This is a genomic window from Candidatus Galacturonatibacter soehngenii, assembly GCF_008830185.1.
Taxonomy (GTDB): Bacteria; Bacillota; Clostridia; order Lachnospirales; family Lachnospiraceae; genus Lachnotalea; species Lachnotalea soehngenii.
Genome location: NZ_WAGX01000008.1, coordinates 148,858 through 175,634, shown reverse-complemented (window position 1 = coordinate 175,634; position 26,777 = coordinate 148,858). Strand labels below are relative to the sequence as shown.

Annotated in this window: 18 protein-coding genes and 1 other annotated feature; of the genes, 1 reads left to right on the top strand and 17 read right to left on the bottom strand. The window is 35.4% G+C overall.

Features of this window, described 5'->3' with window-relative positions; genetic code table 11:
- Positions 1–4: 4 nt before the first annotated feature.
- The 6 genes from F7O84_RS17885 to rpsL form a co-directional block, all read right to left on the bottom strand.
- On the bottom strand, positions 5–1,912 hold the full coding sequence (locus tag F7O84_RS17885) for a M56 family metallopeptidase (RefSeq protein ID WP_192451823.1): 1,908 nt from the start codon (positions 1,910–1,912) through the stop codon (positions 5–7).
- Positions 1,913–1,959: 47 nt separating this feature from the next.
- Positions 1,960–2,310 (bottom strand): BlaI/MecI/CopY family transcriptional regulator, encoded by a 351-nt coding sequence (locus F7O84_RS17880; RefSeq protein ID WP_151148404.1) that lies wholly within the window; start codon positions 2,308–2,310, stop codon positions 1,960–1,962.
- A 213-nt stretch (positions 2,311–2,523) separates the two neighbouring features.
- The gene (gene tuf / locus F7O84_RS17875) at positions 2,524–3,717 is read right to left on the bottom strand and encodes an elongation factor Tu (protein WP_151148402.1); all 1,194 of its coding nucleotides are present in this window, start codon (positions 3,715–3,717) and stop codon (positions 2,524–2,526) included.
- A gap of 163 nt (positions 3,718–3,880) precedes the next feature.
- Entirely contained in the window at positions 3,881–5,998 is a 2,118-nt protein-coding gene (gene fusA, locus F7O84_RS17870) for an elongation factor G (RefSeq protein ID WP_151148400.1), read from the bottom strand.
- Positions 5,999–6,204: 206 nt separating this feature from the next.
- A complete protein-coding gene (rpsG, locus tag F7O84_RS17865; RefSeq protein WP_192451822.1) occupies positions 6,205–6,675 on the bottom strand; it encodes a 30S ribosomal protein S7 in 471 nt (156 codons plus the stop codon).
- A gap of 178 nt (positions 6,676–6,853) precedes the next feature.
- On the bottom strand, positions 6,854–7,273 hold the full coding sequence (gene rpsL, locus F7O84_RS17860) for a 30S ribosomal protein S12 (protein ID WP_151148396.1): 420 nt from the start codon (positions 7,271–7,273) through the stop codon (positions 6,854–6,856).
- Positions 7,274–7,496: 223 nt separating this feature from the next.
- Between rpsL and F7O84_RS17855 the strand changes: the two genes are divergently transcribed.
- Positions 7,497–8,681 carry a glycosyltransferase family protein gene (locus tag F7O84_RS17855; RefSeq protein ID WP_151148394.1) on the top strand — a complete coding sequence of 395 codons (1,185 nt, stop codon included), beginning with the start codon at positions 7,497–7,499 and terminating at the stop codon, positions 8,679–8,681.
- A 31-nt stretch (positions 8,682–8,712) separates the two neighbouring features.
- Here the strand turns inward: F7O84_RS17855 and F7O84_RS17850 are convergent, their stop codons facing one another.
- From F7O84_RS17850 to F7O84_RS17800, 11 genes are all read right to left on the bottom strand, one after another.
- Positions 8,713–9,741: a sugar kinase gene (locus F7O84_RS17850; RefSeq protein WP_151148392.1), complete on the bottom strand. Its 1,029-nt coding sequence runs from the start codon at positions 9,739–9,741 to the stop codon at positions 8,713–8,715.
- Between the two features lie 333 nt (positions 9,742–10,074).
- The gene (locus tag F7O84_RS17845; RefSeq protein WP_151148390.1) at positions 10,075–11,763 is read right to left on the bottom strand and encodes a peptide ABC transporter substrate-binding protein; all 1,689 of its coding nucleotides are present in this window, start codon (positions 11,761–11,763) and stop codon (positions 10,075–10,077) included.
- Positions 11,764–11,917: 154 nt separating this feature from the next.
- Complete coding sequence (locus tag F7O84_RS17840; protein ID WP_151148388.1) at positions 11,918–12,907, bottom strand: ABC transporter ATP-binding protein; 990 nt, start codon at positions 12,905–12,907, stop codon at positions 11,918–11,920.
- A complete protein-coding gene (locus F7O84_RS17835) occupies positions 12,904–13,902 on the bottom strand; it encodes an ABC transporter ATP-binding protein (RefSeq protein WP_151148386.1) in 999 nt (332 codons plus the stop codon). The genes F7O84_RS17840 and F7O84_RS17835 overlap by 4 nt, the downstream gene beginning before the upstream one ends.
- Before the next feature lie 14 nt (positions 13,903–13,916).
- Positions 13,917–14,963: an ABC transporter permease gene (locus F7O84_RS17830; RefSeq protein WP_151148384.1), complete on the bottom strand. Its 1,047-nt coding sequence runs from the start codon at positions 14,961–14,963 to the stop codon at positions 13,917–13,919.
- A 21-nt stretch (positions 14,964–14,984) separates the two neighbouring features.
- Positions 14,985–15,902: an ABC transporter permease gene (locus F7O84_RS17825; protein ID WP_151148382.1), complete on the bottom strand. Its 918-nt coding sequence runs from the start codon at positions 15,900–15,902 to the stop codon at positions 14,985–14,987.
- Positions 15,903–16,321: 419 nt separating this feature from the next.
- A complete protein-coding gene (rpoC, locus tag F7O84_RS17820; RefSeq protein ID WP_151148380.1) occupies positions 16,322–20,017 on the bottom strand; it encodes a DNA-directed RNA polymerase subunit beta' in 3,696 nt (1,231 codons plus the stop codon).
- 16 nt (positions 20,018–20,033) lie between these two features.
- Positions 20,034–23,894 carry a DNA-directed RNA polymerase subunit beta gene (rpoB, locus tag F7O84_RS17815; protein ID WP_151148377.1) on the bottom strand — a complete coding sequence of 1,287 codons (3,861 nt, stop codon included), beginning with the start codon at positions 23,892–23,894 and terminating at the stop codon, positions 20,034–20,036.
- Between the two features lie 489 nt (positions 23,895–24,383).
- Positions 24,384–24,755 carry a 50S ribosomal protein L7/L12 gene (gene rplL / locus F7O84_RS17810; RefSeq protein WP_151148375.1) on the bottom strand — a complete coding sequence of 124 codons (372 nt, stop codon included), beginning with the start codon at positions 24,753–24,755 and terminating at the stop codon, positions 24,384–24,386.
- Between the two features lie 43 nt (positions 24,756–24,798).
- Positions 24,799–25,287: a 50S ribosomal protein L10 gene (gene rplJ / locus F7O84_RS17805; protein WP_151148373.1), complete on the bottom strand. Its 489-nt coding sequence runs from the start codon at positions 25,285–25,287 to the stop codon at positions 24,799–24,801.
- A gap of 133 nt (positions 25,288–25,420) precedes the next feature.
- Positions 25,421–25,559, bottom strand: a sequence feature (ribosomal protein L10 leader region).
- 24 nt (positions 25,560–25,583) lie between these two features.
- Entirely contained in the window at positions 25,584–26,777 is a 1,194-nt protein-coding gene (locus F7O84_RS17800; protein WP_151148371.1) for a hypothetical protein, read from the bottom strand.

Genomic DNA, 26,777 nt, shown 5'->3' with positions numbered 1-26,777 from the left:
AACTTTATTCTGTAATAAGAAACTCTACCTCCATTTGTACTGCTTCATAAGAATCATCTGGTTGCTGTACTTGAATCTCTTTTATGAATTGATAATTACCAACAGGTAGTGTTCCATATAACCACTGCCAATCTACTTCCATTGTGACAGAATCATTCGCTTTTATGGTATAACCTATATCATGAAAGCCCCAATCTTGTATTATATAGGGTACATCCACCCATTTATCGTCTCTTTTTACCTTTAATGTGTATTGTTCCCCATATGTAATAACTTGATCCGAATTATTTTGTATTGTAAATATTCCACCAGTCGCACGGATTTTTGTCACATCTAAATTCCATTCTTTGATAGATTCACCTGAATTTGTTGGTATACTGTTAAAATAGTCTGCAAATAACGATATCAACATATCATCTTCTATGTAATTAAGATTTTCAATACTTCCATCTTCCGAAAACAAATAGCCATAATATTGATATCCATCAACTACAAACTCCACTTTATTCCCTACATAGATGTCACCAATCATGTTATTATCAGAAAATGAATCAAACAACTCTTTTCCCTCTAAGGTATAAGGCTCCTTCCATAAGGTCTGCTCATAGACGTTGTATACATACATATCTGTTTCACTGATTGGATGGAGATAAACGTGACTTGCGTCTTTTAAAACACTTACTTCACAATAGCGATCGCCTTGTGTCATATTACATCCAATTGACTCTAAATCGACTGCTCCTATTATTTTTCCCATTGGAATTGAATATACAAACAAACCGAAGTAGCCATGAAAGATTATGTAATCTTCATTTGCAAAGTCTAGAACAACACCATCTGCCCCTAAGTTCATTCCCTTTTCAATGGATGGGGGTGTTATATCGATTGAATCTTTTTTGTTAACAATCTTACTGTCTTTGGTAACTTCTTTTGTATCTTCGCTTTGAACGACTTCTTTTCGTCCCACACTATTACGAGTTTTCTTAATTGGATTTGTTAATAGTCCTATGGTTAAGCAAATTAATAATACTATTGCTATAAGTCCTATCCATATGGTAGGCTTCTTATCGTTCATAATATTTTTAATTCTTTCCTTCGTGTTTCCATCTCCAAAAGAAATAGGGGCTCCTGTTACCCTCTTTCCTCCAATCGATACATTTAGAAGAGCTTTCGCATACTCTTTTCTTTTTGGCCTATCAAATTGTAACATTACCATTTCGTCACAAGACATCTCCATGTCACGTTCCATACATAAGAATGCAATCCATGCAAACGGATTAAACCAATGTAATGATAAAATCAAAAATGAAAGTAATTTTATCAAGTGATCTCCTCTTTTTACATGGTTTTTTTCATGAGAAATAATATAGGGCATCTCTTCCTTTTGAATTGTTGTGCCTAGATAAATACGAGCATTAAGAATACCAAATACAAAAGAAGTATTAATGTGGTCGGAAAGATATATATTATCCATAAGTCTAATACTATATTGTAATTTATTGTTTAGTTTTACATAATAGATTAAATTTATAAGAAGAAAAACACATACTCCAATCAACCAGGCCCATTGCAAACTAGTAGACCATTTCCACACCATACTCCCTTGATTTAGAGCTATATTACTTGTGGTATTTGGCGCGTTCACCTTAGTACTTACAATATTAATTGCAGGTGTAATAAGCTGATATATACTATTGTCTTGAATAGATGCACTCTCGTTCGGTAATAAACTAAAAATGCTTTCTATGGTAACAGGCAATATCATTCGGATAAAGGGGATGAACCACATATAGTAGCTATACTTTTTGGGAGCATGTAATAATTTAAGAACCACTCTTGCAACTAGTACAAAGCAGACCACAAAACTAGCTTGATAACTCATAGTTAAAAAACACATAAATAGAGATTCCATCATTTTCTCCTTTTCATTTACTTTTTGTCCGTTATCCATGATTATTTTTATTTTTCAATTATTTTCTTAATTTGTTCGATTTCTCTGTAACTTAATTTCTGTCTTGAAGTAAATGCTGTAAGAAAACTTGGTAGTGAACCATCAAATGAATTCTTAATATATCTTTCACTTTGTCTTGCATAAAATTCTTCTCTTGAAATAAGCGATGTCACAGTGCCATTTCTATTCTCAAATAGTTGCCGGGTATTAAGCTTCTTTAAAACAGTATAGGTAGTAGTTCTTTTCCATCCTAACTCTTTTTCACAGATTTTAGTTAGCTCTGATGTTGTAATCGGCTCCATTTTCCAAATAATATCCGCAAATCTACTTTCAATTGATCCTAGTACATAATCATCCATTGTATATTCTCCATTAAGCAAATTTTGTCTATACACGATAGACATCTTTGGTTTAGTCTATCGCATATAGACATCATTTGTCAATAAGAATTTCTATGTATGGCAAAAAACTTGTTTATCTTAATTAATTTGTATGATAGAGAAGTTTAAGAACTTTCCTATATGCAAAAAAAGGACTTCCTTAACGGAAGTCCTTAAATACATTATCTTAAATTATTTGATAACTGTAGCAACACGACCTGAACCTACTGTACGTCCACCTTCGCGGATAGCGAATGTAAGACCTTGATCCATAGCGATTGGATGGATAAGTTCAATTGTCATTTCTACGTTATCACCAGGCATACACATTTCTACACCTTCTGGTAAGTTACAGATACCAGTTACGTCAGTTGTTCTGAAGTAGAACTGAGGTCTGTAGTTGTTGAAGAAAGGAGTATGACGTCCACCTTCATCTTTTGTTAAAACGTAAACCTGAGCTGTAAATTTTGTATGGCATGTGATTGAACCTGGTTTCGCAAGAACCTGTCCTCTTTCGATTTCATCTCTTTGAACACCACGAAGTAATGCACCAATGTTATCACCAGCTTGAGCTTCATCAAGAAGTTTTCTAAACATTTCGATACCAGTTACAACTACTTTACGAGTTTCTTCTTTGATACCAACGATTTCAACTTCTTCTGATACATGAAGGATACCGCTTTCTACTCTACCAGTAGCAACAGTTCCACGTCCTGTGATTGAGAAGATATCTTCGATTGGCATTAAGAATGCTTTATCAGTTGCTCTCTGTGGATCTGGAATCCATGAATCAACTGCTGCCATTAATTCCATAACTTTATCGCCCCACTCTGAATTTGGATCTTCAAGAGCTTTAAGAGCTGATCCTTGGATAACTGGAGTGTCATCGCCTGGGAATTCATACTCGCTTAATAGATCTCTGATTTCCATTTCTACTAATTCAAGTAATTCAGCATCGTCAACCATATCACATTTGTTCATGAATACTACGATGTAAGGAACACCAACCTGTCTTGAAAGAAGGATATGTTCTTTAGTCTGAGCCATAACACCATCAGTAGCTGCAACAACAAGGATAGCACCATCCATCTGAGCAGCACCAGTGATCATGTTCTTAACGTAGTCAGCATGTCCTGGACAATCAACGTGTGCATAATGTCTGTTTTCTGTTGAATATTCAACGTGAGAAGTAGAAATTGTAATACCTCTTTCTCTTTCTTCTGGAGCTTTATCGATATTAGCAAAATCAACTGCTGCGTTTCCTGAAACTCTTTCTGATAAAGTTTTTGTGATAGCTGCTGTTAAAGTTGTCTTACCATGGTCAACGTGACCAATTGTTCCGATGTTACAATGTACTTTACTTCTCTCGAATTTAGATTTAGCCATTTTTAAAATGTCCTCCTTATAAATATACGTGCCCTTTGGGCATTATTATTTAGTTTAATCTATCTACCAATAGGCTATCTTAAATTATATTTCAAATTTAAGATATTTTCAAGCCTATTTTTCTATTTTAATACAGATATTTCAATATATTACAAATCTAGAATTATTTAGCACGACTTGCAATAATCTTTTCTTGTACTGATTTTGGAACCTGCTCATATTTATCAAAGAACATTGAGTAGTTTCCACGTCCTTGAGTCTTAGAACGTAAGTCTGTTGAGTAACCAAACATTTCTGACAATGGAACGAAAGCTTTAACCATCTTTCCACCACCAATGTCTTCCATACCTTCAATACGACCACGGCGTGAGTTAATGTCACCAATAACATCACCCATGTACTCTTCTGGCATAGTTACTTCAACTCTCATGATTGGCTCAAGAAGTACTGCTCCACCCTTGTTCATTGCATCTTTAAATGCTAAAGAACCAGCGATATGGAATGCCATTTCACTTGAATCGACTTCATGGTATGAACCATCATAAACAGTAGCTTTAATACCAAGCACTGGGAATCCAGCCAAGATACCTGCTTTAGAAGCTTCTTCGATACCCTCTCCAACTGCTGGGATATATTCCTTAGGAATAGCACCACCAACAACTGCTGATTCGAACTTAAATACTTCTTCTGCGTTTGCATCCATAGGCTCAAAACGAACCTTACAATGTCCGTATTGTCCACGTCCACCTGACTGTTTTGCATACTTACTATCAACTTCAACTGTCTTAGTAAAGGTTTCTTTGTATGCAACCTGAGGTGCACCTACGTTAGCTTCTACCTTGAATTCACGAAGAAGTCTATCTACGATAATTTCAAGATGAAGTTCACCCATACCAGCGATGATTGTTTGACCAGTTTCAGGATTTGTTTTTGCACGGAAAGTAGGATCTTCTTCAGCAAGTTTTGTTAAGGCCTCGCCCATCTTTCCTTGACCAGCTTTTGTCTTAGGCTCAATTGCCAATTCGATAACTGGCTCTGGGAATTCCATAGACTCTAATATTACTGGATGTTGTTCATCACAAATCGTATCACCAGTTGTTGTAAATTTAAAACCTACAGCCGCTGCGATATCTCCTGAGTATACTTTATCTAATTCTTCTCTTTTGTTTGCGTGCATCTGTAAGATACGTCCTACACGCTCTTTCTTTCCTTTTGTAGCATTTAATACATAAGAACCTGAGTTCAATGTACCAGAATAAACTCTAAAGAATGCAAGCTTACCAACAAATGGATCAGCCATAATCTTAAATGCTAATGCTGAGAAAGGTTCTTCATCTGAAGAATGTCTAACAACTTCATTTCCATCTGCATCCACACCGTCAATAGCAGGGATATCAGTAGGAGCTGGCATAAACATAAGAACTGCATCAAGAAGCTTTTGGATACCTTTATTTTTGTAAGCAGAACCACAGCAAACTGGAATTGCTCTACATTCACAAGTACCTTTTCTTAACGCTCCTTTTAATTCCTCTTCAGAAGGTTCTTCTCCTTCTAAATACATCATCATTAAATCGTCATCTAATTCACAGATTTTTTCAATTAATTCTGCTCTATATAACTCAGCGTCATCTTGCATATCTTCAGGTATTGCAGTTACATCAATGTCATCGCCTTTGTCATCATTGTAGATGTAAGCCTTCATTTCAAACAAATCAATGATTCCTTTGAATTCATCTTCTTTACCGATAGGAATTTGAATTACAATTGCATTCTTACCTAATCTGTTTTTAATTTGTTCAACAACATTATAAAAATTTGCACCTAAAATGTCCATTTTATTAACAAATGCCATTCTTGGAACATTATAAGTGTCAGCCTGACGCCATACATTCTCTGATTGAGGTTCTACTCCACCTTTTGCACAGAAAACACCTACTGCACCGTCAAGTACACGAAGTGATCTCTCAACCTCAACTGTAAAGTCAACGTGTCCCGGTGTATCAATAATATTAATACGATGCTCTAAAGCTCCTGGCATAGCCTTTGCTTCTTTTTGCATAGTCCAGTGACATGTTGTAGCGGCTGAAGTAATAGTAATACCTCTTTCTTGTTCCTGCTCCATCCAGTCCATGGTTGCAGTACCTTCATGCGTATCACCAATCTTATAATTAACACCGGTATAGTAAAGTATACGCTCTGTTGTTGTAGTCTTTCCTGCATCAATATGAGCCATAATACCGATATTTCTGGTTCTGTCTAACGGATATTCTCTTCCAGCCAACGGATTTTCCTCCTTATTTTGTGAATAAATAGTAAACATGTAAAATTATTTCAAAATTTTACGTTTATGCAACAAACCGTCAAGCAATTGAATAAAATTCAATTTACTTGACGAATTTTGCATTTATAATAATATGCATCCTTATGCAAGGAATCAACTCTAAAATATTTAACAATTGAAACAGCAAGCTATTTCCTTTGTAATAATTAGAATCTGTAATGTGCAAAAGCCTTGTTTGCTTCTGCCATCTTGTGCATATCTTCTTTTTTCTTAACTGCTGATCCAGTATTGTTTGCAGCATCTAAGATTTCATTTGCTAATCTTTCTTCCTGTGTCTTCTCACCTCTGTTACGTGAGTAAGTGGTTAGCCAACGAAGTGCTAAAGCCTGTCTTCTCTCAGCTCTAACTTCGATAGGAACCTGATAAGTTGCTCCACCAATACGTCTTGCCTTTACTTCAAGTACAGGCATGATGTTATTCATAGCTTCTTCAAATACATCAAGAGCTGGTCTTTCTGTCTTTGCAGCAACTTTTTCAAAAGCTCCATATACAATCTTTTGAGCAACACCTCTCTTACCATCTAACATGATGTTATTGATAAGCTTAGTAACTACTTTATTATTGTATAATGGATCTGCTAATACGTCTCTTTTTTGAGTATGTCCTTTACGTGGCACGGTACTTCCCTCCTTAATTCTTGCTTGTTATTCAACAAGGTTTTTAATTAAATCATCGGTACTCACATGTGTCGTTCTACTGTGTTCGTGCTCGGTACTTCTATATTTAATCCTGCAACCTACAGGGCAATGTTAGAACGCCGGCACTTAATAGTTCTGTTTGTGATATACAATAATTCTATTTAGCGTCTTTTGGTCTCTTAGCTCCATATTTAGAACGAGCCTGTCTTCTGTTAGCAACACCTGCTGTATCAAGTGTACCTCTAACGATATGATATCTTGTACCTGGTAAGTCTTTTACTCTACCACCTCTGATAAGTACAACGCTATGCTCCTGAAGGTTATGTCCTTCACCTGGAATATAACTTGTTACCTCGATACCATTTGACAAACGAACTCTGGCAATTTTTCTAAGAGCTGAGTTAGGCTTTTTAGGAGTTGCTGTCTTAACAGCAGTACAAACACCTCTTTTTTGTGGAGCAGAAATATCAGTAGACTTCTTTCTCAAGGAGTTGTATCCTTTTTGAAGAGCTGGTGCTGTTGATTTCTTTTCTGATGTTTGTCTTCCTTTTCTAACTAACTGATTAAATGTTGGCATTCTTTTCACCTCCTGTGATTTTGCATCTGCGGTTGCTGTTTTATTTCAGCTAAAATTGCACGCATAATAAAAGCATTCTTTTTGCATGCTAATTTAGTATAAAGTTTTCTTTTCACTCTGTCAAGTCATTTATTGAAAAATATAAGTAAATTACTTTTTATTTACACTTGTACTTTTATTCGATATAATGAATTTATTATTATAGAAAGATGTGATTTCATTTATGAAAATATTAATCTGTTCTCATGCCAATATTTTAGAGCCTGATATTGTGTATACGTTTCAAGAGATGGGTTTTGAAGTAGATAAATTCGTTGTTCCGATTAAAGACTACTTTTTTGACCGTAATTACTTAACTCTTTTATCAGAAAAACTGCTCTCCTCCAATTATACTTTTGTATTTTCAGTAAACTACATTCCAATTACATCTATGGTTTGTCAAATTCATAATACAAAATATATTTCCTGGATTGCAGATAGCCCTTGTCATGCGCTAAATTCAAAGACTATATCAAACAAAATCAATTATATTTTTATTTTTGACCAAGCTTTGTTTCACTATTATAAGAAACATGCTCCTGATTCCATTTATTATCTTCCTCTTGGAAGCAATGTTTCAAGACTTGATGCTATAAGTATTACACAAGAAGAATATTTACATTATGGTAGCGATGTATCATTTGTTGGTTCCTTATACGGTACTAGAACAAAGTTTTCATCCATTACTCTCTCTGATTTTTGGCATGGTTATTTTGATGGTTTGATTGAATCTCAACTTCACATTTACGGGTATGACTTATTTGACGCCGCCCTGACTGATGAAGCAATTGAAATATTTAACAAGGCTGCTAATTTGGATAAAAGTTATGATGACACCGCTAAGAACCTTTTTCAACTAGATCTTCGGGATGCTCTCATCAACTACTATTTAGGAAAAGAATGTTCACATAGAGAACGCATTCGAATCGTTCAAGAGTTATCCAAGCAGTTTGAATTCTCTTTATATACCAATGACGACACCGCTTCTTATCCACTCGTTCATAACAAAGGAATTGTAGAGCCGTTTGTCGAGGCATATAAAGTATATAAAACAAGCAAAGTTAATATTAATATAACAAGCAAGACAATCAAGACAGGGATTCCACTAAGAGTTTTTGATGTTCTTGGAGCTGGTGGATTCCTAATCACAAATTACCAGTCTGAGCTTCCATCATTATTTGAAATCAACAAAGATTTGGTTGTTTATGAAAGTATGAAAGACTTAGTAGATAAAGTAAAATATTACTTGTTACATGAAGAAGAACGAAATATCATAGCACAAAACGGATATCAAAAGGTGAAAACATTGTATCAAATATCAAACCAAATTTGTAAAATGTTTAAAGTGGTATTGGATGGTCCAAAATGACAATCCAATACCACTTATTATCTTTTGCGAGTTAACGATTCATCTCGCTTTGTTCCCCAATATTTTTATGACTTTCAATTATTTTATTCAATTCTTTTAAATCAGTTGAAGGAAGATCCCCTGCTATGGTATTTTTTACTGCACTTGATGCATTCCCATATTCAAGAGCTTTTTGGCAATCGTTATATTTTAGTAATCCATATAAAGCTCCTGCAACGTATGCATCTCCGCTTCCAATGCGATCTACCACTTCGATTTTTTCATATGGAGATTCCTCAAAGTATTTATCCTCTCTTGCATCGTATATGGTAGAAGAAAAAGTATGCTTTTTAGGACTGATTACCTTACGTTCTGTCGATGCGACAACATTTATGTTGTAATCATTTGTAAAGCTCTTCATCATTTCCTTTAATTCACCTGTTTTCTTAAAGGTTCTTCTAGCCGTTTCCTCTGAAACAAATAAAATATCAACATATGGTAACACTTCTTCAATGTATTCTTTTGCCTCTGCTTCTGTCCACAAATTTGCTCTAAAATTCACATCAAAAGATATGAGCGCACCAGCTTTTTTAAAACGCTTAATCATTTCTAAAGCAACATTTCTAGATTGCTCTGACAATGCCAATGTAATTCCACTTGTATGAAATAAACGAGTGCTTGTATATGCACTATCTGGTATTTCATCTAACTGAATTGTATTAATAGACGTATGCTTTCTATCATATACAACCGATGCTTTTCTTGGATATGCTCCATTCTCATAATAATATACGCCCAGGCGAGCTTCTTTGCTCTCATCATAAATCAAGTAATCGTCGCTTACATCACAAAAACGAATTCTGTTCTTAGCATAAGTTCCAATATCAGTGGCAGGAATCTTGGATATGATACCGGTTCTAAGTCCTAATAATGATATTCCTGAAACAACGTTAAGCTCAGCTCCTCCAACACATTTTTGAAAGGAATCACCTCTTACAATCCTATCATTATCTGGTGCTGAAAGCCTTAATAAAATCTCTCCCAATGCCAATGCATCAAATTCTTTTTCTCTTGAGTTCATAAAAATCTCTCCTTTTCCTTGAGGCATAACTATGATTCTATTCAATAAAGTTATATTTACTTGTATCACAGAATCTTATTCTTTATTACTATAATATTACAAACTCGAAATCAATATATTTCATATTGTGGAACTAGTTTTATATTGTGATACTATAATAAAATTATAGGATGTTATTCATTATTTGTCAAGAATTAAAAAATTAACAATGTTTTCTTATAATCTTCTTTTAATAGGCGCGTTTGCAAAGCAAACACTCCCTATACACGCTTATAAAAAAAGACTAAGATTCAAATGGAATCTTAGTCTTTTTTATAAGCAATGTCTATTTAATTATTCTGTAATATCAGCATAATTGAAGTGCCAATATCCATAAGCTGAATGCCACATTCCTGTAATCTTTGGACTCTGTAACCAGAAGTCATTGTAGAATGCAATTGGAATACATCCAGCATCATTCATAATGGTATCTTCGGCTGTATGAAGCGCTGCTGATCTTTCAGCTGGATCTAAGGCTGTTCTTGCTTTATCCAACGCAGCATCAAATTCTGCACTTACATAGTTACCATCATTATTACCATTTGAACTATAGAATACATCTAACATATTAGAAGGATCGCTGTAATCTCCAACCCAACCATTACGAGCCGCTTCATAGTCACCATTACGACGTGTTGGTGTGAAACTTGACCATTCAAGAATGTTTACTTCAAGATTTACGCCAAGTTCTGCCCATGCTTGCTGTAAATACTCAGCCACAACTTTATGATATGCAGTATCATTCGTTGAATATGAGATTGTAGGGAGACCTTCACCATTTGGATATCCAGCATCAGCTAAAAGTTGTTTTGCTTGTTCCAAATCTGCTTCAAAATTTGTAGTATCAATGTATTCTTTTCCACCATTAGCATTTTCTTTAAAATCTCCACCTGCTGGATCACTCCAACCTGGTCCAAATAAATTACCAGCTGGTGTATATGTTCCTTGCATCAATGTACCAGCAACATATTCACGATCAATTGCAAGACTTAGAGCTTTTCTTACATTTGCATTGTCGAATGGTGCCTTTTCAATATTTAAACTTACATAATAAGTACCAATAATTGGCTCAACATGGAATTCTTCATTTCCTGCAAGGCTTGGAATTTCCTCTGTTGGAACATCCTTAATTAAAGAAACTTCGCCAGTTTGATAAGCACTGTAAGCTGCATTACTATCTTCCATTAAAACGAATTTTAAAGCATCTAACTTCACAGCATCTGCATTCCAATAATTAGGATTCTTGCTCATTTTAATATGAGATCCTGCTACCCATTCTGATACATAGAAAGGTCCATTAGAAACATATGTTTCAGGAGCTGTTGCCCATGCATCACCATTTGCTTCAATTGTAGCCTGTTGTACAGGGCTTAATGTTGCAAATGCTGCAAGACTATCAAAAAATGTACAAGGAGCAGAAAGCTCAACTACAAAAGTCTTATCATCTGGAGCTGATACAGCTAATGCATCTAGATTACCTCCAACCGCTTCTTCATAACCTTTTACCATACCTAATACAGTTTCTGCGTATGGAGCTGCAACAAGTGGATCACAAACACGTTTCCAACTATAAACAAAATCATTTGCTGTTAAGTCGCTACCATCTGACCATTTAAGTCCATCACGTAAATGGAATGTCCATGTAAGACCATCTTCTGATGTCTCCCATGTCTCTGCTTGTCCAGGTGCAATTTTCCCGTCCTGGTCAACAACCAATAAACATTCAAAAGAATGTAAAATCATATTACCACCATCTACTGCGCTGTTCAAAGCAGGATCAATTGTCTCTGGATTTGGACCAATTTGAACTGCTAATTCCTTACCACCTGTTGTAGTAGAATCGGCTGGTTTCTCTGTGCCTGTTGTTGAATCTGTACTTGTCGTTCCTTCTTCTTTTGTTGTGGTATTATTAGAAGAACCACAAGCTGCTAATCCGGCTACCATAGAAACAGCCATCATAACTGCAAGAAATCTTTTTTTCATAATTACGCCTCCTATTCTTTAATAAGTTACTTTATTGCATAACTACCACATAGATTATTTTTTCATTGCTCTATCTGATAGGAATTGCTGACATTATCATTTGCATTATATTAACATTTTTGTTGCAATCTATTTGTCGAAATTAGTATCCTTGCTAATTAATTTTATCTACATGATGACAGGCAACATAGTGTCCCTTCTTTACTTCCTGCCACTTTGGTGTAGAAGCTGCACATTCTTCTGTTGCATATGGACATCTTGTTCTAAAATGACATCCTGATGGCGGATTAAGCGGACTTGGTACATCTCCATTTAACATAATACGCTTGCTTTCTCTTGCCACTTTTGGATCTGCAATTGGAATCGCTGATATCAAGCTTTTTGTATATGGATGTAAGCTGTCTTTAATTAACTCATTGCTTTCCGCAAGTTCTACCATTTTACCAAGATACATAACACCGATACGATTTGATATATGCTTTACTACAGATAAATCATGTGCAATAAATAAATAAGTCAATCCAAATTCAGCTTGAAGATCCTCAAACATATTAATAACCTGTGCCTGTATGGATACATCCAAAGCGGAAATGGGTTCATCGCAAACAATAAACTGTGGATTCACCGCTAATGCTCTTGCGATACCTACACGTTGTCTTTGACCTCCTGAAAATTCATGTGGATAACGGTTGGCATGTTCTGAATTTAATCCAACTCGCCTAAGCATTTCAATAATTCTGTCATATCTATCCTTTTTAGATGCTGCCAGTCCATGAATATCAATTGCTTCTCCTACAATATCCCCAACTGTCATTCTAGGGTCTAAACTAGCATATGGATCTTGGAATACAATCTGCATTTTTTTTCTATATGGAAGCATATTAACTGCTATTTTTTCTTTGCTATCAAATATTACATCATTGTCAAATGTAATTTTACCGCCTGTAGGCTCATATAATCGAAGTAAAGATCTTCCTGTTGTTGTTTTTCCACAACCCGATTCTCCTACCAGACCTAATGTTTCTCCTTTTTCGATATAAAAGGATACATCATCTACAGCTTTTACATATTTTTTATTTTTACCAAATCCACCGATTGGAAAATATTGTTTGAGGTTTTCAACCTGAATTAATTTTTCACTCATTGCTGCATACCTCCTTCTAATTCTTTTTTCTGAACGAGCCAACATTGTGTGTAATGGTCTCCTTCAAAATTAGAAACTGGAGGCATTTCACGCAAGCATATCTTCATGCAACTTTTACATCTAGGTGCAAATGCGCATCCCTTTGGAGGATTTAACATATCAACAGGACTTCCTTCTATTGGTACCAATCGTTCATATTCGTCTACCTCTAAACGTGGAACACTCTTTAGCAAACCTTTTGTATATTCATGTTTTGGTTCGTAAAAAATTTGGTCTGTCGAACCATACTCTACAATTTTTCCTGCATACATAACTGCTATTTTTTCACATGTACTAGCAACAATACCCAAATCATGAGTTATCATAATGATAGCCATTCCAAGTTTGTCCTTTAATTCCATCATTAGTTCAAGTATCTGTGCCTGTATGGTCACATCAAGTGCCGTTGTAGGTTCATCCGCGATTAATAACTTCGGCTCACATGCAAGTGCAATTGCAATCATTACACGTTGACGCATCCCCCCTGACAGTTCATGAGGATATTGTTTTAGTCTACGTTCTGGTTCATTAATACCAACCAACTCCAAAAGCTCTCTGGCTCTTTCGTGTGCTTGTTTTTTATCTTTATCCGTATGCAAACGAATTGCTTCTTCTATTTGATTTCCAATTGTGTAAACTGGATTTAAACTCGTCATTGGATCTTGAAAAATAATAGAAACTTCGTTTCCACGTATTTTTCTCATTTCTTTCTCAGTCATATCATTGATATGATGACCATTAAAATCCAATGAACCACCTACTAATTTACCAGGATGAGCCGTTAGTCCCATCAGAGAATAAGCTGTAACTGATTTTCCAGATCCACTTTCACCAACAATACCAAGTACCTCTCCCTCCTTTAATTGAATGGAAACCCCATTCAATGCTTTTACTTCACCTGCTTGTGTAAAGAAGGAAAGACGCTCATCTTTTATATCAACAAGATAATTTGCCATAATTATCATCCTTTCTAATTTTTCAACTTAGGATCAAATGCATCTCTTAGTCCATCACCTAATAAGTTAAAACTTAAAATAATTAAACTGATTAGTAAAGCAGGTATAAACAAAAGATACGGATAAGTATTTAGTCCATTAATTGCTTCACTTGCCAAACTTCCCAGTGATGGCATTGGAACTGCTACCCCAAGTCCTAAAAAGCTTAAGAAACTTTCTGTAAATATAGAGGATGGTATTTGTAGAGTGGTTGTAACAATCAAAGTTCCAATACAATTAGTTAATAAATGCTTTTTAATGATTCGTCCGTTTTTTGCACCCAGTGCCTTAGCAGCTGTTACATAATCACTTTCTTTTAGCATAAGAATCTGACTACGAACCATACGAGCCATACCAACCCAATATAGCAAAGCAAATACGATAAAAATACTAATAAGATTAGTTCCTAATACATTAATCCAACCAAAGCCTGGAACCTTTGTTAATGTTTCAAGTGGGGCTTTTAAGGCAAATGACAATAATACAATTAACAATACATCAGGAATCGTATATATAACATCAACAATACGCATCATAATTAAGTCGACCCAACCCCCAAAGAACGCGGCTACCGCTCCATATACAGCTCCAATTACTAAGATAATCGCAGTGGCAACAATTCCGACAATTAATGAAATTCTACTACCCATCATAACACGAATCGCATAATCACGCCCCATTTTATCGGTTCCAAAAATATGTGGAAATACCTTTTCACCTGCAGCAATTGCTTCTTGCTCTGCCTTTGAATACTGCATTGGTGCTAGGTTATTGGCTCCTTTTATTTGAGTCTTATATGAATAAGGATAAAAGCTAGGTACAATAAAAGCAAAAAACATAACAAATACAATAACTACAATACTTGCCATTGCAACTTTATTTCTGCGTAATCTTCGAAAACCATCTCTCCAAAAGCTTACACTTTCTCGCATGACAACTAAACTTTCTTTTTCTGCATCGGTAGCTGGAAGAAAGTCATCTGGATTTAATTTACTTTGAAAACTAATTGAATTCTCTTTCATAACTGATTTTTCTTCCTTTCCTTAGTTTAGTTTTATTCTTGGGTCAACTAACTTATAAATAATATCAACAATTACATTCATGATTACCATAATTGTAGCAAGGAAAATAGTCGTTCCCATAATAAGTGTATAATCACGACTTGTAATTGAACCAATGAATTCACTTCCAAGTCCAGGAATTGTAAATATTTTTTCAACAATAAAACTACCAACTAGTGTATAGGCCGTCATTGGTCCTACATAGGTAATAACAGGTAAAATCGCATTACGAAGTGCATGTTTGAAAACGCTCTTAAACTGATTCACACCTTTTGCTCTAGCTGTACGCATATAGTCTTGTCCCAAAACATCTAACATCGCAGAACGCATCAAACGCATAATGTATGCCATTGGATAAAGCGATAACGAAATCACTGGCATAACATAGTGCTTCCAAGAACTTAGACCAAATGTTGGAAAGACTTTTAATCGTACACCAAAAAAATACATCAACAATGTACATATTACAAAACTTGGTATTGCAATGCCACCGGTTGCAATAACACTAATCAAATTATCCAAAACTTTTCCACGGTTCAAAGCTGCAATACAACCAAGTGGAATTCCAATACACAAAGATACTAAAATTGCAACGCCACCAACTCTTGCTGATACAGGAAATTTCGTCAAAATAATTCCCATTACAGAACGTCCACGTTGCTTCAAACTATCACCAAAATCTCCATGTGAAGCATCCTTTAAATATGTAACATATTGTTCATATAATGGTTTATCTAGACCATATTTTGCTTCCAGAGCTGCCTGCGCTTGTGGGCTGATTGCCTTTTCTGACAAAAAAGGTCCTCCTGGTACCATATTCATTAGGAAAAATGTAATTGTAGCTACTGCCCAAATCGTAACTAACGCCATAAAAATTCGTTTTATAACATATTTTGTCATCTTATCGACTCCTTATATTTATAGTCTCAAAAAAAACAACGATGTCTCCTACATATTTTAACATCATTGTTACCTACCACAGATTTAGATAATATCAGTTTTATTCAATTTTGTCAAATTTAATTACTAGGAGATTAAAGGGAAAAGCGTCATTTTTTTTCATAAAAATGAGACGTTTTTTATATTTATGCGACATATTTTTTGATAATATATTCACAATTTTTACATATGCTATCATCCTTGTTCTTTCCGCTTTTTTTATTCCTACTACTCAAATTTAATTATTCATTAAAAAAGTATAAAAATACATTAAAAATTATTTCTATAAAAATGTAATTTATTCTTAATCCTTATGTCATATTGAACAAAAAAGACCTTTGCTAACTATAAGCAAAGATCTTTTTTATATGTTATCTCTACTATTCCTCTTCTGAAATAGCTAATAAAGCTTCATCAAATTCTTCTGCTATATCAATATCTTCTGAAATAGATATTTCATCTGCTTCATTCACATCCGTATCAAGTTTTACAGAACGATAACGTTTCATACCTGTTCCCGCTGGAATCAGTTTACCTATGATAACATTTTCTTTTAAACCAATCAATGGATCAATCTTTCCTTTAATTGCGGCTTCTGTAAGAACTTTCGTTGTTTCCTGGAAGGATGCAGCTGATAAGAAAGAATTTGTTGCAAGTGATGCCTTCGTAATACCAAGCATAACTTGTTTTCCTTCTGCAAGCTCTTTTCCTTCTGCCGCTAAAGCTTCATTGATATCATCAAAATCCAGAGTATCAACTAATGTTCCTGGTAATAATTCAGAATCACCATTATTTTCAATTCGAATCTTTTTCAGCATCTGACGAACAATTACTTCTATATGCTTATCATTGATCTCAACACCTTGTAAGCGATATACACGTTGAACTTCTTGAATCATGTAATCTTGTACTGCACGAACTCCTTTAATTTTAAGGATATCATGTGGATTTACACTACCTTCTGTTAATTCATCACCTGCTTCTAGAACCTGACCATCTTGAATCTTAATTCTAGAACCATAAGGGATTAAATATGCTTTTGATTCGCCTGTTTCATTATTCGTAATGATGACTTCGCGTTTTTTCTTTGTATCTTGAATCACAGCAGTACCGCCAAATTCAGCGATGATTGCCAGACCCTTTGGTTTTCTCGCTTCAAAAAGCTCTTCGACACGAGGAAGACCTTGTGTAATATCATCACCGGCAACACCACCCGTATGGAATGTACGCATGGTAAGCTGTGTTCCTGGTTCACCGATTGACTGAGCAGCGATAATACCTACTGATTCACCAACCTGTACTGGCTCACCTGTTGCCATGTTTGCACCGTAACATTTTGCACAGATACCAATATGAGAACGACAAGATAATACAGTTCTAATTTTAATTTTCTCAAGTGGATTTCCTTTACGATCCACACCTTTTGTCATAACAAGTGCGGCACGCTTTGGAGTAACCATATGATTTGCTTTCACTAAAATATTACCTTGTTCATCATAAATATTCTCAGCAAGATATCTTCCAGTGATTCTTTCTTGTAAACTTTCAATCTCTTCTTTTCCATCAGTAAAAGCAGTTACTACCATACCTGGAATTTCTTTTCCTTCGCAACAATCAGTCTCACGCACAATTAAGTCCTGTGAAACGTCAACAAGACGTCTGGTTAGGTAACCAGAATCGGCTGTACGAAGAGCGGTATCAGAAAGACCTTTACGAGCTCCATGCGCTGACATAAAGTATTCCAATACGTCAAGTCCTTCACGGAAGTTTGATTTGATAGGCAACTCAATCGTTCGACCAGTTGTATCCGCCATCAAACCACGCATACCAGCTAACTGTTTAATCTGCTTGTCAGAACCACGGGCTCCTGAATCAGCCATCATAAAGATATTGTTATATTTATCAAGTCCAGACAATAGCTTTTCTGTTAGAATATCATCTGTTGCCTTCCAAGTTTCTACAACTTCTTTATATCTTTCTTCTTCAGTAATAAGTCCACGTTTGTAGTTTCTCGTAATTTTATCAACTGTATTTTGCGCTTCTTTAATCAATTCAGGTTTTTCTGGTGGTACTGTCATATCAGAAATGGATACCGTCATGGCCGCTCTGGTCGAGAACTTATATCCCATTGATTTGATATCATCAAGCACTTCTGCCGTCTTTGTTGCACCGTGGGTATTAATTACTTTTTCAAGGATTTGTTTTAATCCTTTTTTACCTACATGGAAATCGATTTCAAGCTTCATTTCATTGCCAGGAATCGAACGGTCTACAAAACCTAAGTCCTGTGAAATGATTTCATTAAAAATAAAACGTCCTAATGTAGATTCTACATTTCCTGTTTTAGTAGTTCCATCTGCAAACTTTTTAACCATTCTTACTTTAATTCTGGTATGCAACGTAATTGCTCCATTCTCATAAGCAAGAATTGCTTCGTTTACATTCTTAAAGAACTTACCTTCTCCAAGTGCACCTGGTCTTTCCTGTGTTAAATAATAGATACCAAGCACCATATCCTGTGAAGGAACGGCAACTGGTCCACCATCAGATGGTTTTAACAGGTTATTCGGTGACAACAGTAAGAAACGGCATTCTGCTTGCGCTTCAACTGAAAGTGGTAAATGCACAGCCATCTGGTCACCATCAAAATCGGCGTTAAATGCAGTACAAACAAGTGGATGGAGTTTAATTGCCTTACCTTCAACCAAAATAGGTTCAAATGCCTGAATACCTAGTCTATGAAGAGTAGGTGCACGGTTTAACATAACTGGATGTTCTTTGATTACATCTTCTAATACGTCCCATACTTCTGTCTGTAATCTCTCCACCATTTTTTTCGCATTTTTTATATTATGTGAGGTACCATTTGCTACAAGCTCTTTCATAACAAACGGTTTGAATAATTCAATTGCCATTTCTTTTGGAAGACCACACTGATAAATCTTAAGCTCTGGTCCTACAACGATAACGGAACGCCCTGAATAGTCAACACGCTTACCAAGTAAGTTTTGACGGAAACGTCCGGATTTACCTTTTAACATATCGGATAAAGACTTAAGTGCTCTGTTACCAGGTCCTGTAACTGGACGACCACGTCTTCCGTTATCAATTAAGGCATCTACCGCTTCTTGAAGCATTCTTTTTTCATTTCTTACAATAATATCAGGAGCTCCTAATTCAAGAAGTCTCTTTAAACGATTATTTCTATTTATGATTCTTCTATATAAATCATTTAAGTCAGATGTAGCAAAGCGTCCACCATCAAGCTGAACCATTGGACGTAAATCTGGTGGAATCACAGGAACAACAGACATAATCATCCACTCTGGTTTGTTACCAGATTCTCTAAACGCTTCTACTACTTCAAGTCTTTTGATAATTCTTGCACGTTTTTGTCCCGTTGCATCTTTAAGACCGCGCTTTAAATCAACGGACTCTTTTTCCAAATCAATCGCCTGTAAAAGTTCTTGAATTGCCTCAGCCCCCATACCAACTCTTACACGATTGCCATATTTTTCTCTAACATCTTGGTATTCTTTTTCTGTCAATACTTGCTTATACTGTAATTCGGTCTCTCCCTTATCCAGTACAATGTAAGATGCAAAGTATAAAACTTTTTCCAATATTCTTGGAGATAAATCAAGGATTAGACCCATTCGACTAGGAATACCCTTAAAATACCAAATATGAGAAACGGGTGCAGCAAGCTCAATGCGGCCCATACGTTCTCTACGAACGTTGGCCTTTGTTACTTCAACTCCACATCTATCACAAATGACACCTTTATATCTGATCTTTTTATATTTACCGCAATGACATTCCCAGTCTTTACTAGGTCCAAAGATTTTTTCACAAAACAGTCCATCTTTTTCAGGCTTTAATGTTCTGTAATTGATGGTTTCTGGCTTTTTCACAACGCCTTCTTCAAACCATCTTCTCCATGCCTCACTATTCTTATCAGCAGGTTCTGCTGTTCTATGAGACCATGAACGAATTTTCTCTGGTGATGCCAAGCCAATTTTGATTGCATCAAAAGTCATTGGCTGATAAACTTCATTATTCGTTATTTCTGGCATTATATGGCACTCCTCTCTACATATCGTCATCAAGAACTTCTTCAAACGCTAAAAGATCATCTTCCATATCTTCTTCATCTTCATTTTCTTCTTCAACATCGACAAATTCGTTATTTTCAGAATCAAATTCTTGTCTGGTGAATCCCATGTCTCCAAGTGATTCAGACTCTGGATCAAATCCTTTATCGTCTTGCATAATCAAATGTAAGTCCGTATCGACATAATCCGTAGTTTCCATAATTTCCACTTCTGTTTGATCTTCTTTTAAGACTCTTACATCAAGTCCTAAGGATTGAAGTTCTTTTAGAAGTACTTTAAAGGATTCTGGAATTCCTGGTTCAGGAATATTCTCTCCTTTGATAATTGCTTCATAGGTTTTAACACGACCAACTACGTCATCTGATTTTACTGTTAAGATTTCCTGTAAAGTATAAGATGCACCATAAGCTTCTAGTGCCCAAACTTCCATTTCTCCAAATCTTTGTCCACCAAATTGCGCTTTACCACCTAAAGGCTGTTGCGTAACTAAGGAATAAGGACCTGTAGAACGTGCATGAATCTTATCGTCAACCAAATGATGCAGCTTCAGATAATGCATGTGTCCGATCGTAACAGCACTGTCAAAATATTCTCCTGTTCTACCATCACGTAAACGAACCTTTCCATCTCTTGTAAGTGGTACACCCTTCCACAATTTTCTGTGTTCTTTATTTTTATCTAAATATTCTAAAACTTCTGGCAATAACGCTTCACCATGTTTTTCAACAAACGCTTCCCATTCAAGGTTAACATAATCATTGGCCAAATCAAGTGTATCCATGATATCATTTTCTCTTGCACCGTCAAATACAGGAGTTGCAATATTAAAGCCCAATGCTTTGGCAGCTAAACTTAAATGGATTTCAAGTACCTGTCCGATGTTCATACGAGAAGGCACACCAAGTGGATTTAACACAATATCCAGCGGACGACCATTTGGTAAGAACGGCATATCTTCTACTGGTAATACACGTGAAACAACACCCTTATTACCATGACGACCAGCCATCTTATCTCCAACGGATATCTTTCTCTTTTGAGCAATATAAATACGAACTGCTTGATTGACACCAGGAGACAATTCATCTCCATTTTCTCTTGTAAATACTTTGGCGTCCACAACAATACCATATTCACCATGTGGAACCTTCAAGGAAGTATCACGTACTTCTCTTGCTTTTTCACCAAAAATTGCACGAAGAAGTCTTTCTTCTGCAGTAAGTTCGGTTTCACCCTTTGGAGTTACCTTTCCTACCAAGATGTCACCTGCGCGTACCTCAGCGCCAATGCGAATAATTCCTCTTTCATCAAGATCTTTTAGTGCATCATCACCAACACCTGGAACGTCTCTCGTAATTTCTTCTGGTCCAAGCTTGGTATCTCTAGCTTCCGCTTCATATTCTTCTATATGAACTGATGTGTATACATCTTCTTGAACAAGTCGTTCACTTAATAATACAGCATCTTCGTAGTTATAACCTTCCCATGTCATAAAGCCGATCAATGGGTTCTTACCTAATGCAATTTCACCGTTAGCCGTAGATGGACCATCTGCAATTACCTGGCCTTTTTCTACATGCTCACCCTTAAATACAATTGGTTTTTGGTTATAACAGTTACTTTGATTACTTCTTGAGAATTTAGTCAAACGATATACATCTCTTGTTCCATCATCATTTTTCATTGTAATTTCTTTTGATGTAGAACGTTCAATGGTACCTGATTTTTTAGCTACTACACACACTCCAGAGTCAACGGCAGCTTTTACTTCCATACCCGTACCAACTACAGGAGCTTCCGTTGTTAATAGTGGAACCGCCTGACGTTGCATGTTTGATCCCATAAGAGCACGATTCGCATCATCATTTTCAAGGAATGGAATCAATGCTGTAGCAACGGAAAATACCATCTTAGGAGATACATCCATGTATTCAAATAAATGTTTTTCATATTCTTGTGTCTCATCTCTATAACGACCTGATACACTGTTATTAATGAAATGTCCTTCTGCATCCAAAGGTTCATTCGCCTGTGCAACATGAATGTCATCTTCTTCATCTGCAGTCATATATACTACTTCATCGGTTACGATAGGATTTTTAATATCGGTACGATCGATTTTTCGATATGGAGCTTCAATAAATCCATACTCGTTTATTCTAGCATAGGTTGCCAACGAGTTAATCAGACCAATGTTAGGACCTTCCGGTGTCTCAATCGGACACATTCTTCCATAATGAGAATAGTGAACATCTCGAACCTCGAACCCAGCTCGATCTCTTGACAAACCACCTGGACCAAGTGCTGACAAACGTCTCTTATGTGTAAGTTCACCAAGAGGGTTATTCTGATCCATAAACTGTGACAACTGAGAAGAACCAAAAAATTCTTTTACAGCTGCCGTAACTGGCTTAATATTAATTAAGGATTGTGGTGAAATTCCTTCTAAATCCTGAGTTGTCATTCGTTCCCTAACGACACGTTCCAGTCTTGATAAACCAATACGGTATTGATTTTGTAACAGTTCACCAACTGCACGAATACGTCTATTTCCAAGGTGATCAATATCATCATCCTTACCAATTCCGTATTCTAAATGGATGTTATAGTTAATAGAAGCTAAAATATCTTCTTTTGTTATATGCTTAGGTATTAATTCAGGAATACTCTTAACAATCGCTTCCTCAATATCTTTTATATCGTCATTTTCTTCCAGTATTTTTTTCAATACAGGATAGTATACTAACTCTGTAACACCTAACTCTTTCGCATTGACATCAACAAAATTTGTAATGTCAACCATCATATTAGAAAGAACCTTTACATTTCTTTCTTCTGTTTGTACAATAACATAAGGAACTGCTGCATTTTGAATTGCATCTGCTAATTCTGCGGTTACAACCGTTCCTGCCTCAGCTAAGATTTCACCCGTGGTAACATCTACCACGTCTTCTGCTAATGCATGATGTTTGATTCGATTTTTAAAGGCAAGCTTTTTATTAAATTTATATCTACCAACTTTTGCAAGGTCATATCTTCTTGGATCAAAAAACATACTTGTAATTAAACTTTCTGCACTATCAACAGATAGCGGCTCACCTGGACGAATCTTTTTATATAACTCTAAAAGACCTTCCTGGTAACTTTCTGATGTATCCTTCGTGATACTCGCCATAATCTTAGGTTCTTCGCCAAACAGATCAATTATTTCGGCATTTGTACCAAGACCTAACGCTCTGATTAATACGGTAATCGGAACTTTTCTAGTTCTGTCTACACGTACATAAAATACATCATTTGAGTCTGTCTCATATTCAAGCCAAGCACCTCTGTTTGGAATAACAGTTGATGAATATAATCTCTTACCAATTTTGTCGTGTGCGATTGCATAATAGATTCCAGGTGAACGTACTAACTGACTTACAATAACACGCTCAGCACCATTAATAACAAATGTTCCTGTAGCAGTCATTAAAGGTAAGTCACCCATAAATATCTCATGTTCGTTAATTTCATCTTTTTCCTTGTTGTAAAGACGAACACGAACTTTAAGGGGTGCTGCATATGTTGCATCCCTATCTTTGCATTCCTCTATCGAATATTTCACATCGTCTTCACACAAAACAAAATCCACGAATTCAAGACTTAAATGTCCACTGTAATCCGCAATCGGAGATATGTCCGCAAAAACTTCCTTTAAGCCCTCGTCAAGAAACCATTGATAGGAATCTTTTTGAACCTCAATTAAATTAGGCATTTCTAATACCTCTTTTTGTCTTGAGTAACTCATACGGACGCTTTTGCCACTTGTAACTGGACGTATTCTATTTTTCTCCATTTGACGTTTCACCCCTTGTTTTTTGATAAGTTGTTTTATTTCGTTCTTATGGTTTATAATTCAATTTTAACCACATTTGCATTACTATTCGCCATATAGGCATATGACACCACAATAGTGCATTTTCCATAGTATCATATAACAAAATCTATGTCAATACCTATTTTTTCGTTTGTCAATACTTATTTTAAAAATTTTATATTTTTTTTAGTTTCAACCATACATGGTAAAACGCAAGAAGACCACATTCGATTCTATTTGAAAGGATAAGCGTAGTCCCTTCAATAACATTTTTTCCCTATTTATAGTATCTACCTAGATTCTTTGTACTAAACATATTATCTAAAACATTTCCATATTTTCTAGAAAATACCTCTTGTATTCTTTGGCACTTTCCCATAAGCTCAAAAAACTCCCGATAAACGGGAGTCTTTTATTAACTCATAACAAGCGTAGTAGGATTGAATCTCTGCTTGTCTTAAAACATAATTATTTAAGAGTAACTTTAGCACCTTCAGCTTCAAGTTTTGCTTTAATATCATCAGCTTCTGCTTTTGAAGCAGCTTCTTTAAGAACCTTAGGAGCTCCATCAACTAATTCTTTCGCTTCTTTTAAGCCTAAGCCAGTAGCTTCACGAACTACTTTGATAACTTTAACTTTGTTTGGTCCAACTTCTGTTAATTCTACATCGAATTCAGTCTTTTCTTCTGCTGCTTCTGCTGGGCCTGCTGCTGCTACTACAACACCTGCTGCTGCAGATACACCAAATTCTTCTTCACACGCTTTTACTAATTCGTTTAATTCTAATACTGTTAACTCTTTAATTGCATCAATAATTTCTGCTGTTGATAATTTTGCCATTTTATTTACCTCCGATTAATTTTCTTTTTATTTTTATCCGTTATTATGCTTCTTTTGCTTCTGCGATTTGATTAATAACACGAGCAAAGTTTGTGATAGGTGACTGAATACTTCCAAGTAATTTTGAAAGAAGTTCTTCTCTTGAAGGGATAGTTGCCACTTTACTCATTCCTGCTGCATCATAGTAATTATCTTCTACAATACCTGCTACGATTTCCAATGCTGGAGCTTCTTTTTGGAACTTAGCAATAATTCTTGCTGGAGCAGTCGCATCTGTAGTTGAAATAGCAATTGCATTTGGTCCTTCTAAATGCTTGTCTAAAACTTCACATGATGTTCCTTTAAAAGCTAATCTCATCATTGTATTTTTACAAACTTTGTAAGTAACACCTGCTTCTCTTAACTGTTTACGAAGTTTTGTATCCTGTTCAACAGTGATTCCGCGATAGTTAACCAATACAACTGTCTGTGCATCTTTAATACTTTCTGAAATTTCTGCTACGACTGGTTTTTTTTGTTCAATCTTTGCCATTAACCTTGCACCTCCTTATAGTATTAGAGCATTTATGATAGAGTTATATCTATTGCACACAGTAGCTCTATTTGTGTGCTGGTGCATCGCTGCTAAAGTACGTACTATTTCTTAAAAACATTCAATCAAGGTTTTTAAGAATAAAAAATCTCTTTGTCCGAAAACAAAGAGATTATATAATAAGTCACTTAAATTATATAAGCATCCTCGGTAGGCATTCTCAATTTACGCCTTACGGCACCTACTGTCTTCGGCAGTCAATTGCTTTTATATAATATCAACTTATTCCTTGTTTGTCAAGAAAATTTTTCTTCTTTTGAATGGTTGGAAACATAGCGGTATATCTGCATTCCAATATCATATATCAAAAACAAGCTCGCAAAACTATATATAATTACCGGCACATTTACATAAGCTGACAAAATAATCGAATAAGCACTAAAAGAAATTAATATTTGCAGCAAAGGAATGTAAAACTTCTTTATATATATAAATCCAAAGATAACCGTTAATATATCTATTACATAAGCGTAGCGTTCATGCATAAAAGGAAGAAAACACATTGAAATCAATCCAAATAGCATAAATATTTTTATAACAAATACTTTTGAAACCTCAACTTTAGTTCTTGCAATATAATACATGCATATCATCATAAATCCCAATGTAAGCCAAATCGCAGTTGTAGGATAAACATTTATAAAGTCTGTAGTTCCAATAATCTGGTATATATTGGGATACCCCAGGCTAAGCTGAGGGGATTCTGCGGCTTGTCTTGCATAAATCAAAAGTAGGTCTTTTAAAGGTCTGCCTGCAAACCATGCTGGTAATATTCCAATGAAATACATAAGAGGCATAAATAAAAAGTGTTTTAAATCTATTTTCTTTAATGCCCAAAGTATTATTAGCGCAGGAAAAACAAAAAGCGACTGTAATTTTAATGCAAATGCTATACCATAGAAAAACATTCCTTTTGCCGGTTTGTCATTCATAAGATTATAAATCGCACAAAGAATTGCTGTTGTATATATCACATCACATTGTGCCCACAATGCACTATTATTTGCCACCGTAGGTAGTAACATCATAATACTATATATACCGATTGCTTTCGTGCGGTTCTTCGTAATATCATATATAATAATACCACTTATTACCGACATGATAATATCAAATATAACAGAAACCATTTTTATACTATATAATAAGTTCATCGGTAAATAGCTCAACAAAAGTATAAGAGCGATATAAGGCGGTGTATAATCGTAAAAATCACCTGATAGTCCTTTGAACCCGCCCATTTCTCTCATCTTTTCAACCCATGGTTTCCAGCTTGCAAAGTAGTCCCATGTTTCATTATCTCTTAAGCAATACCTCATCATCAAAGTTGTAAAGGTGATACCGATAACGAAAAGGATATGTAAGAAAGTAAGCTTCATTTTACCAATTTTATATTCCTTATGAAGTAAATTAATCAAATAATTATCCAT